Source organism: Pseudoduganella sp. RAF19, from assembly GCF_052114165.1.
Classification (GTDB): domain Bacteria; phylum Pseudomonadota; class Gammaproteobacteria; order Burkholderiales; family Burkholderiaceae_D; genus Rugamonas.
The window spans coordinates 109,288-122,925 of record NZ_JBFREF010000006.1; the positions used below are offsets into that span (position 1 = coordinate 109,288).

Genomic DNA, 13,638 nt, shown 5'->3' on the forward strand with positions numbered 1-13,638 from the left:
CATCCGATTGACGAATTATTACATTTCTCCTATTCTTGCCTTGCTCAATTAGTAATTCGATTGGACTAAGTCATTCAACCTTCCTAAGGGCTAACCGCCGGTTGGAAGTGCAGTATCTCGGCGCCACCGCGCCGCAGCCGTTTTCAGTCTTTCTGTTTCAGCACCGGGTAGTCGCTTCTAATTAAATCAAAACCAAGGAGACCACGTGCATCACTCTATGAAAACGTTTTCAAAGCGCCGTATGAACCGGCGCCTGATCAGCCTGGCCGTTGCCAGTGTCTGTGCCAGCTATCTGCCGGCGCAGGCGCAAGACGCCGAGGCCGTCAGGTCGGTCGGGGATTCCGGCGACGCGCCAAAAGTGATTGTGTCGGGCATCCGTGCCTCGATGCAGTCCACTCTGAACCTCAAGCGCAACTCTGATGGCATCGTTGACGGTATCGTCGCCGATGACATCGGTAAATTCCCCGATACCAACCTGGCCGAATCGATCCAGCGCATTTCCGGCGTCTCGATCGACCGTACCAACGGCGAGGGCGCCAAGGTCACCGTGCGCGGTGTCGGTCCCGACCTGAACATGATCCTATTGAATGGCCGCCAGATGCCGACGTCCAGCCTGGCCGATCTGAACGGCCGCGCTTTCGACTTCGCCAACCTGGCGTCCGATGCGATTCAGCAGATCCAGGTCTACAAAACCAGCCGCGCCGACACGCCGCCGGGCGGCATTGGCGCGACGGTCAACATCATCACCGCGCGCCCGTTCGACAATCCGGGCCTGCATTCCAGTATCGGCGTGAAGGGCGTGTACGACAGCTCGAACGACCACCTGCCGGATGAAGACAAGGCCAAGACTTCCGTCACGCCGGAGATCTCCGGCATCTACAGCAACACCTTTGCTGACGGTAAGTTTGGTATCGCTATCAGCGGCAGCTACCAGGAGCGCAACCTGGGCGTGAACACGGCGTCCATCACCAATGGCTGGCGCGGTCCGTTCAAAGCCGACGAAAACAACTGGGGCACGATTCCGCAAGCAGGCCAGGCGGGCTATGGCGACATCACCAACCGCCCGACAGGCAGCACYATCTATTCGGTGCCGCAGAATATTTCCTACTTCATGCGCGGTTCGCAGCGTCAGCGTACCAATGGCCAGCTGACCTTGCAGTTCAAGCCGGTGAACGAGTCGGTTACCACGCTGGATTACACCTACTCGCAGAACAAGATCCAGACCAAGTCGCATGAGCTGAGCGCCTGGTTCAATATGGGGCCTTCCGTGAGCTCGTGGACTGGTGGCCCGATCGCTTCCCCGATCTTCTATCAGGAAAACGTGACGGCGCAGGACATCGCGATGAATGGCGCCGACTACGCGACCAAGTCGGAAAATAAATCGATCGGCTTCAACACCGTGTGGAAGCCAACCAGCTCCCTGAAACTGGTGTTCGATGCGCACCACTCGACCGCCGAATCGAAATCGGATAGCCCGTTTGGCTCCAACAACGACCTGGCCACGGTCAGCTTCAGCCGCGGCAATACGCGCGTCAACTTCGAGCACGAGATGCCGGTGCTGAGCATCCAGGGCGCCGACTTCGTGAACGCGCCGATGCAGGTGTCCGGCTCCTGGTTCCAGGACGGCTACCAGAAGATGACCATCGACCAGGCCCAGGGCAGCGGCAGCCTGAAACTGATGGACAGCTCCAACCTGAACTTCGGCCTGTCCTTCAGCCGCGTGCGTAACCGGTCCGCCTTCCAGCAGGTGCAGAGCGATACCTGGGGCGGCGCGACCAAGGCTTCCGACTATCCGCAATCGCTGTTCGTGGCGGACGATCTGCGGAAATACTTCGGCAAGATGGATGGCGTGGATGATCCTGCGCTCTTCAACCAGATCCATACCTTCAACTTTGCCGCAATGCGCGAGGTTGCGGCGAAAGCGACCGGCAAGCCGGACCTCTACATGCCTAGCCTGGCCAATCCGGACTATGACCGCCGCACACGCGAGAATTCCAAGTCCGCGTACGCGCAATTCGTGACGGAATGGGACACGGCGATCCCGATGCACACCGGCATTGGCGTGCGTTTCGAGAAGACCGACGTGCTGGCCACCGCCTTGTCGGCCAAGCCGGTAGCGGTGACCTGGGTGTCGCAGAATGAGTTGCCGGTCAAATTCGACGGCAAAGTCTTCACCTCGCAGACGGGGTCCTACACCAATGTGCTGCCGAACGTGGACTGGGATGCCGACCTGCGGCAGGACATCAAGGTACGCGCCAGCTATGGCGTCACGATCGGGCGTCCGCGCTTTGACCAGATCCAGGGCGGCACCACCATTGGCGCCACTGCCAATGTGAATGGCGACTCGGCGTCCACCGGTAATCCGGCCCTGAAGCCAGTCAAGTCCAAGAACCTGGACCTGTCGGGCGAATGGTATTACGACGACCGCAGCGTGGTGTCGCTTGGCCTGTTCTACAAGAAGCTGAGTAACTACGCGGGCCAATCGGTCACCAATATTCCGCAAGCCGGGCTGCATACGCCGGTGGGCGGCAAGTATTGGAACGCGGCGCTGACGGCGGGTTGTATCAATACCGACACGGCTTGTATCCGTAACTTCATTTTCAAGAACTTCAACGGACAGCCAGGCGTGGTGCGTGGACCGGACAATGAGAAGGGTGAGATCACCGGCACCATTACGGGCCAGGACTTCGACCCGATCATCAATTTCCAGACCACCAGCTACGTCAACGCACAGTCGGCGAATCTGCATGGCGCGGAAATCAACTGGCAGCATATGTTCGGCAATAGCGGCTTCGGTATCCAGGCCAACTACACCTATGTGAAGTCGGGCCTGACCTATAACGACGGCGGCTTTGGCGACCAGTTTGCGCTGGTGGGCCTCGGCAATTCGGCCAACCTGATTGGTATCTACGAGGACAACAAGTGGAGTATCCGCGCGGCCTACAACTGGCGCGACAAGTTCCTCTCGTCGACCACTGACCTGGCTGGCCCGAACCCGCAGTACGTCGAGCCGTACGGCCAGCTGGACCTCAGCGTGGGCTATGCCTACAACAAGAACCTGAGCTTCCAGTTCGAGGTGATCAACCTCACCGACCAGCAGCAGCGCGTCCACGGCCGCACCGAAATGATGGTGCTCAGCCTCACGCAGTCCGGACCGCGCTATATGTTCGGGGCACGCTACAAGTTCTAAGCTCTAGTGGTGGTGCGGGGGCAGTGTGGTGCTGTCCCGGCATTTTTTCGCAGGCCGCTCCGGCGGCCTGCTTTTTGCGAAAGAGCCCATGAGCGCCCAGGAACTTCAGCATATCGTCATTGTCGGCGGCGGCTCGGCAGGATGGCTCACGGCCGGAGTGATCGCAGCCGAACACGCGGCACACGCGGGCGCGCGCCTGCATGTGACCTTACTTGAATCGCCCGATGTGGCACCGATTGGCGTAGGCGAGGGCACCTGGCCCAGCATGCGCGACACCCTGGCACGCATCGGCGTGTCGGAAACAGATTTCGTGCGTCATTGCGACGCCTCCTTCAAACAAGGTTCGCGCTTCAATGCCTGGGTCGATGGCAGCGAGGACGACCATTATTTTCATCCCTTTGTCGTGCCCCATGGCTACGGCGAAGCCAACCTGGCGGCACGCTGGCGGCACATGCGTCCTGAAGCCGCGTTTGCGGACCTGGTCAGTTTCCAGCCGCAGCTTTGCCTGCACGGCCGCGCACCCAAGCAAGCCGGTACGCCTGAATTTGCGGCGGTGTCGAATTACGGCTACCACCTGGATGCTGGAAAATTCGGCAGCTTTCTGCGCAGGCACTGCACCGACAAGCTGCGCGTACGCCATATCACCGATCACGTGACTGCCGTTACCTCGCGGCCCAACGGCGATATCGGCGCCTTGCTGACGCGCCGTCATGGCGCCATCGAGGCCGATCTGTTCATCGATTGCACCGGCTCGCAGTCGCTGCTGCTCGGCCAGCACTTCGGCATTCCTTTGCTGCCGCAGCAACACATCCTGTTCAACGACAGTGCGATGGCGCTGCAGCTGCCTTATTCCGATGAGCGCGCACCGATCGCCTCGCAGACGCTGTCGACGGCGCAGGCCCATGGCTGGATCTGGGACATCGGCCTGCCAACACGGCGCGGCATCGGCTACGTGTATTCCAGCGCGCACAGCAGCGATGAACAAGCAGTGAATGCCTTGTACGGCTATTTGCGGCGCACCGGCAGCCAGCATGAGTTGCCGACGCCGCGCAAACTGTCGTTCCAGCCCGGCTACCGCGAGAAATTCTGGCATCGCAACTGCGTCGCGATCGGCCAGGCGGCCGGCTTCCTGGAACCGCTGGAAGCGTCGGCACTGGCCATGGTCGAATTGTCGGCCGCGACATTGGCCGATGCCATGCCGGCCAATCGCGCGGCAATGGACATCGCGGCGCAGCGCTTCAACGATGCCTTCCGCTATCGCTGGGAGCGCGTCATCGACTTCCTCAAGCTGCACTACGTACTGAGCAAGCGCGATGACACTGGTTATTGGCGCGAGAACCGTGAAGCGTCGTCAATTCCGGCACGGTTGCAGGAGCTGCTGCGTTTGTGGCGGCATCAGCCGCCTTCGCGCTACGACCTGCATCGCATCGAGGAAGTATTCCCGGCTGCCAGCTACCAGTACGTCCTGTACGGCATGGGTTTCGAGACCGACTATGGCGACGGGCGCCGCCGCTCGGACCGCCCCGATCTGGCTGACGCCTATTTCGCCGAAGCGCAATCGCTGACGCGCAAGATGCTGGCCGGCTTGCCTACCAACCGCGAACTGCTGGCGCACATTCAACGACATGGCCTGGCGCGGCGCTGATCCGCCCGGCCCTATAACAACAGAGACACCATGACCAATATCGTAATGCTTAATAACGTCGACCATCAGAACCTGCGCATCATCACCGAACGCGGGGAAAAGTATGGCGATAACGCGATGACCTGCGCCACCTTCCCGCGCGAGTTCCGCGACCTGCAAACCCATTACCCCATCGTGTTCCGCAAGACGGAAGATGGCTTCGGCTTCGAACCCGTGGCGCTGCTGGGATTCCAGGAAGACGAGAATCTGTATCTCGGTCCGCAGGGCTGGGATGTGAACTACATCCCGATGGCGATGGAGCGCCTGCCTTTCCTGATCGGACGCTCGGGCGAGCAGCTCAACATCCACATCGACATGGACAGCCCGCGCGTCAGCCGCACGGAAGGCGAGGCGCTGTTCCTGGCTTATGGCGGCACCACGCCCTATCTGGAACACGTGAATTCGATGCTGCTGGCGATCCACCAGGGCTTGCAGGATCTGCCTGGCTTCATTGCCGTGCTGCGCGAGCACGATCTGCTGGAATCCTTCGTGGCCGATATCGAGCTGGAAGATGGCTCGCAGAACCGCCTGTTCGGTTTCCACACGATCAACGAAGACAAGCTGCTGCAGCTGCCAGGCGACGTTTTGGAAAGCCTGAACCGCGCCGGACATCTTCAGTCGATTTACATGGTGATGGCTTCGCTGTCCAATTTCCGCGGCCTGATTGAGCGCAAGCAGCGTGCTGTCAATGCAAACGCCTAAGCCCATGCGCGAACTGGCGGGCTTGTGCCCTTCAGATCTGGATGACGAGCTGCTGACGTCCACCGAGCCGCTGGTGTTGCGTGGCCTGGCCGCACAGTGGCCTCTGGTGCAGGCAGCCCGCACATCGCAGCGCGCCGCCAGCGATTACCTGCACCGTTTCTACCAGGGCGAAAAGGTAGTCGCCATGCTGGGGGCGCCGGACATCCGCGGCCGCTTCTTCTACAACGAAGACCTGAGCGGTTTCAATTTCGCTTCCGTGCGCACGGGGCTTGGCGGCGTGCTGGAAGAACTGGAGGCCCACCGCAATGATGTGCAGCCGCCCGCCATCTACGTTGGTTCCACCGAGGTCGATGGCTGCCTGCCGGGCTTGCGCACCGAGAACGACCTGGAGATGGGCGCGCGCCAGCCCTGGGTCAGTATCTGGCTGGGCAATCAGACCCGCATCGCTGCCCACTACGACCTGCCTGACAATATCGCCTGCGTAGCGGCGGGGCGGCGGCGCTTCACGCTGTTCCCTCCTGAGCAGCTGCGCAATCTGTATATCGGTCCGCTTGACTTTACGCCGGCGGGACAGGCCATCAGCCTAGTGGATTTCCATCGTCCGGACATGGTGCGTTACCCGCGCTTTGCCGAGGCGCTGGCGCAGGCGCAGTCGGCCGAGCTGGAAGCGGGCGACGCGATCTTCATCCCGAGCATGTGGTGGCACCAGGTGGAGGCGCTTGATCCCTTCAATATCCTGGTCAACTACTGGTGGCGCCAGTCGCCCGGTTTCATGGACACGCCCACCAATGCCCTGATGCTGGCGCTGATGACCATGCGCGACCTGCCGCCGGCCCAGCGCGCCGCCTGGCAGGAACTATTCCGCCATTACGTTTTCGAGAGCAATGGCAGCGAAGCCGCGCACATTCCACCGAATGCCCGCAGTGTGCTGTCGCCGCTGAATGATGCTGGCGCGCGCGCATTGCGCGGCCAGATCCTCAATCGCATGAACCGTTAAGGACAATCGTATGCAAGCAAACAATCAACCGATCCGCCGCGTGGTCATCGCCGGCGGTGGCACGGCAGGCTGGATGGCAGCGGCTGCGCTGTCCAAAACTATGGGCAAGATTCTCGACATTACGCTGATCGAATCCGACGAAATCGGCACGGTAGGCGTCGGTGAAGCCACCATCCCGACCATGATCACGTTCCACGATCTGCTGGAACTGAATGAAGCGGAGTTCATGGCCGCCACTCAGGCTACCTTCAAACTGGGCATCAGTTTCGAGAACTGGCGCAATGTGGACGAGCACTACATCCATTCCTTCGGCACCACGGGCACCGATCACTGGACCGCGGGCTTCCAGCATTTCTGGCTGAAAGGCCGCGCCCGGGGACTGGCAGGTGAATACGGCGACTACTGCCGCGAGCTGAAGGCAGCGCAGATGGACCGCTTCGCCCATCTCCCGGACCAAGGCATGAACTACGCCTATCACCTGGACGCGGGCTTGTACGCGCGCTACCTGCGCAAATTCAGCGAAGCGCTGGGCGTGCGCCGCATCGAGGGCAAGATTGTAGAAGTGAGCCAGGATGCGCAGTCCGGCTTCATCCGGTCCCTGACGCTGAATGATGGCGCGAAGATTGAGGGTGATCTGTTCATCGACTGTTCCGGCTTCCGCAGTCTGCTGCTGGGGCAAACCCTGGGCGTGGAATTCGAGGACTGGTCGCACTGGCTGTTCTGCGACAGTGCGCTGGCGGTGCAGACCGAAGCGACAGGCGTGGTGCCGCCGTACACGCGCGCCATCGCGCATGACTCGGGCTGGCAATGGCGCATCCCGTTGCAGCACCGCGTCGGCAATGGCCTGGTGTATTCGAGCCGCTTCCTGGACGACGAACATGCGCGCAGCAAGCTGCTGTCCAACCTGGCAGGTGAGCCCCTGTTTGAACCGCGCCCCATCCGTTTCAAGCCGGGCCAGCGCCGTCAGACCTGGCATCGCAACTGTGTGGCGATCGGTCTTGCCAGCGGCTTCCTGGAACCGATCGAATCGACCAGCATTCACCTGATCCAGCGCAGTCTGATTCGCCTGCTGCAGATGTTCCCCAGCGCAGGCATCTGCCAGACCGACATCGACGAATTCAATCAACAGACGGCGCACGAAGTGGCGCACATTCGTGACTTCATCATCCTGCACTACAACGTGAGCAACCGCGACGACTCGCCGTTCTGGCGCGCCTGTCGCGAACTGGAGCTGCCGCCATCCCTGCATCACCGTATCAGCCACTTCCGCGAAACTGGCCGGGTGTTCCGGGTGCCGAATGAACTGTTCGCGGAAAATTCGTGGGTGCAGGTCATGCTGGGCCAGGGCATCGTCCCGGAGCGCTACCACCAGATCGTCGACATGATGGGCGACGCCGAACTGACGCATTTCCTGCGCACGATCAGCGGCTCGGTCGATTCCCTGGTGAAGCAGCTGCCGCACCACAAGGACTACCTGCAAAGGTACTGCCGCGCGCCCTGACGTACAATGGCGCGCGTTACCTCTGTTTCCGCGCCTTGATGAAAAGACTGCTGCCTGCCCTGGCCTTTGCCCTGACTTGCGTTCCGCTGGCGCAGGCTGGCGCGCAGCCGGCCGCGGCGCAGGGCATGTCGGCTGAGCGCCTGCAACGGGTCGACAACTTGCTGGCCCAGTCCATCGCGCAGCAGCAGTACCTGGGCGCCGTGGTGCTGATCATGCGCAAGGGCAGGGTGGTCGATTACAAGGCATTCGGCCACCGCGACCTGGCGCGCAGCGAGCCGCTGCAGCGCGACGCCATCTTCCGCATCTACTCGATGACCAAGACCATCACGGCGGCAGCGATCGTGATGATGATGGAAGAGGGCAAGCTGCTGCTGGATGATCCCGTATCGAAGTACATCCCTGAGTTTGCCGATCTGCGCGTGTTTGCCGGAGGGACGCGGCAAGCGCCGGCGTTGCACGCGCCGGCAGGTCCGGTGACGATCCGTCAGCTGCTCACGCACACGCCGGGCTTTGCTTCGTTCGGCGACCGCTCGCTGGCTGTAAACGGCATCTTCGACGCAGCGGACTTGGGCGAGTCACCGGATCTGGCAAGCTTCGCGCAGCGCCTGGCCAGGCTGCCACTGGCGCACGAGCCGGGCGCGGAATTCCATTACGACGGCACGGCCACTGTGCTGGCCGGGCGCATCGTGGAAATCGTCTCCGGCCAGCGTTTCGACGCCTTCCTGCAGGAACGCCTGTTCGCGCCACTGAAGATGGCGGACACCGGCTTCACCGTGCCGCAGGCCAAGCGCCACCGCATCGTTGCGATGACTACCACCGACGCCAATGGCAAGCTGTCTGCACTGCCAGGCAAGATCGCACCGGATGGCGAGCAGCTGAATCCGTATCTTAGTGGCGCCGGCGGACTGTATTCAACCGCATCGGATTACGCCCGCTTCGCGCAGATGCTGCTGAATGGCGGACATCTGGATGGCGCGCAGATCCTGGGCCGCAAGAGTGTGGAGCTGATGATGTCTAACCACCTTACCCACCTCGACCCGCCGGTGAATGAATTCAGCAAAGGGGAGGGCTTTGGCCTCGGCGGCTATGTGGTGCTGGACGTGGCGCGGCGCGGGCGGCTTGGCAGTGTCGGACAATTCGGCTGGTCGGGAGCGGCTTCCACCTATTACACTATCGATCCCAAAGAGCAGCTGGTGGCGCTGTTGATGATGCAGCACCTGCCGCAAGGGCTGCCCGGCGATCCGCCGAAGCTGAGCGTGAAATTTTATAACCTGGTGTATCAATCCTTGATCGACTGATATGGCAACGATGAAGCAAGTGGCGGAACGCGCGGGCGTGTCCACCACGACCGTATCCCACGTGTTGAACAACACGCGCGTCGTCAGCGAGGACGTGCAGGAGCGCGTGCGGGCTGCGATGAAGGACTTGCGCTACATCCCCAGCGCGGTGGCGCGCAGCCTGAAGGGCGACAAGACGCACACCATCGGGATGATGATCCCGAATAACACCAATCCTTATTTCGCTGAACTGATCCAGGGCATCGAAGACGCCTCCTTCAAGCAGGGCTACAACGTCATCCTGTGCAATGCCTACGACGACACGCGCAAGCAGACGGCCTACTTGCAGGTGCTGATGGAGAAGCGCATTGATGGCTTGATCCTGGTCGCATCCGGCGCGGATGCCGAATTGTCGTCCCGTCTGCAGCATCTGCCGATTCCGACCGTGCTGGTCGACCGCGAAGTGCCGGGTGTGGAAGCGGACTTCGTGGAAGCGGACCATGAGGAGGGCGGCTATCTGGCCACCCGCTATCTGATCGAGCTGGGACATCGCGATATCGCCTGCGTCTCCGGCCCCATCGACCTGCCGCCGTCGCGCGCCCGCGTCGAAGGCTATCTGCGCGCGCTGAAGGAAGCGGGCCTGCGCTTCCGCCTCGATTACCTGGTGCGCAGCGACTTTACCAGCGAGGGCGGCTACCAGGGCTTCAGCCAGCTGCTTGCCCTGCCCAAACCACCCAGCGCCATTTTCGCCAGCAACGACCTGATGGCCATCGGTGGCATTTGTGCGGCCAGCGCGCGCGGCGTGCGCGTGCCGGACCAGCTCTCGGTGTTGGGTTATGACGACATTGCACTTGCTTCTTTCACCACGCCGCCACTGACCACCGTGGCCCAGCCGAAGTACGAAATGGGCGAGCTGACTGCCCGTTTACTCCTCGAACGCGTAGGCGGCCAGAACGATTCCCTGCGCCGCGAACTGCTGCATACCAAGCTGGTTGTGCGGCAATCCACGTCCCCTCCGAAGTAATTTCCGAAAAGAAAGAGTTGACATCAGATTGATGCGCGCGTTCAATAGCAATCGTTTGCGCAATCGTTTGCGTCTGAAAATACTTAAAATCGGAGACTCCAGAGCATGACTCCCCGCATCACCATCGTCGGCAGCATCAACATCGATCTGGTGTTGCGCACGCCGCGCATGCCCCTGCTTGGGGAGACGATCAGCGGCAGCGGTTTCCGTCAGATCGGCGGCGGCAAAGGCGCGAATCAGGCGGTTGCGGCGGCTCGTCAGGGCGCCGATGTCCTGTTCGTAGGCGCCGTGGGCAATGATGCTTTCGGCTACAGCGCCCTGGCCGACTTGCGCGAGAACGAAGTGGAAACCAGCCAGATTCTCGTGGTCCCGGATGTGGCGACCGGTGTGGCGGGCATCTTTGTCGATGACGATGGCGCCAACAGCATCGTGCTGGCTCCCGGCGCCAATCATGCGATCAGCCTGGCCCAGGTCGACGCCGCGGCAGGTGCGATCAAGTCTTCTTCCTACCTTGTCTGCCAGCTTGAAATCCCGCTGGACAGCGTGGTGCGCGCCATTGATATCGCACATGGCGCCGGCGTGAAAGTCGTCTTCAATCCTGCGCCCGCTGCACCGCTGCCGGAAGGCTTGCTGGCCATGACCGATTACCTGATCGTCAACGAAACCGAAGCCGCGCAACTGAGCGGCCTGAGTGTTGGCAGTCCCGAAGAAGCGGCAGCTGCTGCACGTGCCCTGCGCCAGCGTGGCGCGGGTGCGGTCCTGCTGACGATGGGCGAGGCCGGTGTCGCCGTGTGCAGCGCCGATGGCGAGTACCTGATACCGGCCGTGAAAGTGCAGCCGGTCGATACCACGGCGGCCGGCGACACATTTGTCGGCGCGCTGACTGTGGCGCTGGCGCGCGGCATGACGCTGCCGGCCGCGACGCGTGAGGCGCAATGTGCGGCGGCGCTGGCCGTCACACGTATCGGCGCTCAGACATCGATTCCGACGCGCGCGGAATTGCAGGAATTTATCGACAGCCGGGGTGGGCGGGCCGCCCTCGGTCTCGACGAGTAGGAGGGCCGGCCCGTAATCCAGTAACTCTCATAAGTTATAAAAAAAACCGCGATAACGAGGAGATAGCAATGAGTGAGACAATCAAACTGAAGCCGATAGCCGCAGCCATAGCGGCACTGCTTTTCTGCGGCGGCGCCTTCGCACAGCAGGCCGACGAAAAGAAATCGGATGACGACAAGGACAAGAACGCCGCCACGGTGATCGTGACCGGCACCCGCACCGCAAAAGCCGTGGACAAGATCCCCGGTGCGGTGAACGTGATTACCAGCGCCGAGATTTCCAGCTCGCTGGCCATCACCGAAGACGCGACGGCCGTGCTGGCGCGCACCGTGCCTGGCTATGCCGAGTCGACCCAGGCCATGAGCAATACCGGCGAAACACTGCGCGGCCGTATCGCGCTGCGCCTGTTCGACGGCATTCCTCAAAGCTCGCCATTGCGCGAAACCCAGCGTGGCGGCTCCTTCACCGATCTCGGCGTGGTGGGCCGCATCGAAGTAATCAACGGTCCATCCGCATCCGAGGGCGTTGGCGCGGCGGGCGGCATCATCAACTACGTGTCGAAGACGCCCACCAAGATGGGCAACGAATTCACGCTCACATCCAAGCTGACCAGCCAGTTCCGCGACGACAGCTTCGGCTGGAAAGTCGGCGGCGTGTTCGCCCACAAGGAAGAGGCATACGACCTGCTGGTCGCGCTGTCCGAAGTGGACCGCGGTATGCAATGGGACGCCAACGGCCGCCGCATCGGCATGAACGCTTCCGGTTCGCTGAACGATACCGAGGGCCGCAACCTGTTCCTGAAAGCAGGTTTCAACCTGACGCCGCACCAGCGCCTGGAAGTACAGGCCAGCCGCTTCAAGCTGGATGGCAAGGGCAACTACGTCTACCAGGAAGGCAACCGCGCACAGTTCATCACCGACACGTCGGTGCCGGGCAAGCCGTTTAATGGCCAGGCTGAATTCAACGACTTCCGCCAGTATGCGGCCAACTACAGCAACGACGATGTGTGGGGCGGCACCGTGACGGCTCAGGTCTACAGCGCGCAGCAGGCCATGCGCTTCGTGGCGGAGAAGGGCGGCGCCGACAAGCAGGACCCGCTGATTGCGCCGCTGGGTACCCTGGTCGACCAGTCCGAAGTGTTCTCTAAAAAGCGCGGACTGCGTACCGGCTATAACCGTCCCGATTTCCTGATCAGTAATCTGGAATTGCGCGCCGGCGTGGACGTGGTGCGCGATCAGACCGAGCAGCGTCTGGCGCTGACCAACCGCACCTGGGTGCCGCCGATGGTCTATACCAGCAAGGCGCCTTATGCGCAGCTGTCGTATGACCTGGGCGATTTCACCTTCAGTGGCGGCTTCCGCCGCGAGGATGGGGAACTGGAGGTGGACAGCTATACCACCACTTACTTCAACAACCGCGTATTCGTACAGGGCGGTTCTCTGGACTATCAGGCGAATCTGCCGAATGCCGGCGTTGTATGGCGCTTCGCACCGGGCTGGTCGACTTATGTGTCCTATGCCAAGGGCTTCAGCCTGCCGAACGTCGGTATCCCACTGCGTAATATCAAGGTGCCTGGACAGACGGTGCAAGGCATTCTGGACCTGCAGGCGGTCATCGTCGAGAACAAGGAAATCGGCGCGAACTGGAAGGGCAAGTGGGGCAGCGTGGCCGCTTCCTATTACAAATCGGATTCGGACTTTGGCGTGTCGCTGTCCATCGATCCAGTGACGGGCGACTTCATCATGCAGCGCTCGCCGGTGCAGGTGAAGGGTTTCGAGCTGTCCGGTGAATACATCGTCACGCCGTCTATCCGCCTGAACGGACTGTACTCGCGCATTCGCGGCAAATCGGCGTCGAAGGTTGGCGGCCCGCTGGACACCGAACAGGGTGTGGCCAATATCAATCCGGACAAACTGGGACTGGGCGCCAGCTGGCAGTGGTCGGATCGCGGCAACGTGCGCATCAACTCCACTACGCTGAAGGGCCGCTCGATCAACGAGGGCAAGAGCTCGGCGGAGAAGACCGGCGGCTACACGCTGTTTGACCTGACCAGCACTTATAAGACGAAGTATGGTGATCTGACTCTCGGTATCGAAAACCTGGCGGACCGCTTCTACATCATGACGTGGGCGCAGGTGCCGGGCTTCCAGAACTATTTCGCGGGCCGTGGCCGCACTTACTCGCTGACTCACAGCATCACCTTCTAA

General features: G+C 61.5%; 9 protein-coding genes. All 9 read left to right on the plus strand.

All coding sequences use genetic code 11. The annotated features are described in order from the left end of the window. Positions 1-217 precede the first annotated feature (217 nt). Positions 218-3,190 carry a TonB-dependent receptor gene (locus tag AB4Z19_RS17335; protein WP_442035693.1) on the plus strand — a complete coding sequence of 991 codons (2,973 nt, stop codon included), beginning with the start codon at positions 218-220 and terminating at the stop codon, positions 3,188-3,190. A gap of 88 nt (positions 3,191-3,278) precedes the next feature. Beyond that, entirely contained in the window at positions 3,279-4,835 is a 1,557-nt protein-coding gene (locus AB4Z19_RS17340) for a tryptophan halogenase family protein (RefSeq protein WP_442035694.1), read from the plus strand. A gap of 30 nt (positions 4,836-4,865) precedes the next feature. Further along, positions 4,866-5,576, plus strand: a complete 711-nt coding sequence (locus AB4Z19_RS17345; RefSeq protein WP_442035695.1) for a SapC family protein — start codon at positions 4,866-4,868, stop codon at positions 5,574-5,576. Continuing rightward, a complete protein-coding gene (locus AB4Z19_RS17350) occupies positions 5,563-6,573 on the plus strand; it encodes a cupin-like domain-containing protein (protein WP_442030119.1) in 1,011 nt (336 codons plus the stop codon). The genes AB4Z19_RS17345 and AB4Z19_RS17350 overlap by 14 nt, the downstream gene beginning before the upstream one ends. A 10-nt stretch (positions 6,574-6,583) precedes the next feature. Continuing rightward, positions 6,584-8,074 (plus strand): tryptophan halogenase family protein, encoded by a 1,491-nt coding sequence (locus tag AB4Z19_RS17355; protein ID WP_442035696.1) that lies wholly within the window; start codon positions 6,584-6,586, stop codon positions 8,072-8,074. 38 nt (positions 8,075-8,112) lie between these two features. Then, on the plus strand, positions 8,113-9,372 hold the full coding sequence (locus tag AB4Z19_RS17360; RefSeq protein ID WP_442035697.1) for a serine hydrolase domain-containing protein: 1,260 nt from the start codon (positions 8,113-8,115) through the stop codon (positions 9,370-9,372). 1 nt (position 9,373) lies between these two features. Continuing rightward, positions 9,374-10,375: a LacI family DNA-binding transcriptional regulator gene (locus AB4Z19_RS17365; RefSeq protein ID WP_442025786.1), complete on the plus strand. Its 1,002-nt coding sequence runs from the start codon at positions 9,374-9,376 to the stop codon at positions 10,373-10,375. Between the two features lie 105 nt (positions 10,376-10,480). Then, positions 10,481-11,431 carry a ribokinase gene (rbsK, locus tag AB4Z19_RS17370; RefSeq protein ID WP_442035698.1) on the plus strand — a complete coding sequence of 317 codons (951 nt, stop codon included), beginning with the start codon at positions 10,481-10,483 and terminating at the stop codon, positions 11,429-11,431. 68 nt (positions 11,432-11,499) lie between these two features. Then, positions 11,500-13,638, plus strand: coding sequence for a TonB-dependent receptor (locus AB4Z19_RS17375; protein ID WP_442035699.1), 2,139 nt, complete (start codon positions 11,500-11,502; stop codon positions 13,636-13,638).

Bases quoted from the DNA above. Each gene is read 5' to 3' on its own strand.
- rbsK (WP_442035698.1), top strand. From the start codon at position 10,481: ATGACTCCCCGCATCACCATCGTCGGCAGCATCAACATCGATCTGGTG.
- AB4Z19_RS17350 (WP_442030119.1), top strand. From the start codon at position 5,563: ATGCAAACGCCTAAGCCCATGCGCGAACTGGCGGGCTTGTGCCCTTCA.
- AB4Z19_RS17340 (WP_442035694.1), top strand. From the start codon at position 3,279: ATGAGCGCCCAGGAACTTCAGCATATCGTCATTGTCGGCGGCGGCTCG.
- AB4Z19_RS17375 (WP_442035699.1), top strand. From the start codon at position 11,500: ATGAGTGAGACAATCAAACTGAAGCCGATAGCCGCAGCCATAGCGGCA.
- AB4Z19_RS17345 (WP_442035695.1), top strand. From the start codon at position 4,866: ATGACCAATATCGTAATGCTTAATAACGTCGACCATCAGAACCTGCGC.
- AB4Z19_RS17355 (WP_442035696.1), top strand. From the start codon at position 6,584: ATGCAAGCAAACAATCAACCGATCCGCCGCGTGGTCATCGCCGGCGGT.
- AB4Z19_RS17365 (WP_442025786.1), top strand. From the start codon at position 9,374: ATGGCAACGATGAAGCAAGTGGCGGAACGCGCGGGCGTGTCCACCACG.
- AB4Z19_RS17360 (WP_442035697.1), top strand. From the start codon at position 8,113: ATGAAAAGACTGCTGCCTGCCCTGGCCTTTGCCCTGACTTGCGTTCCG.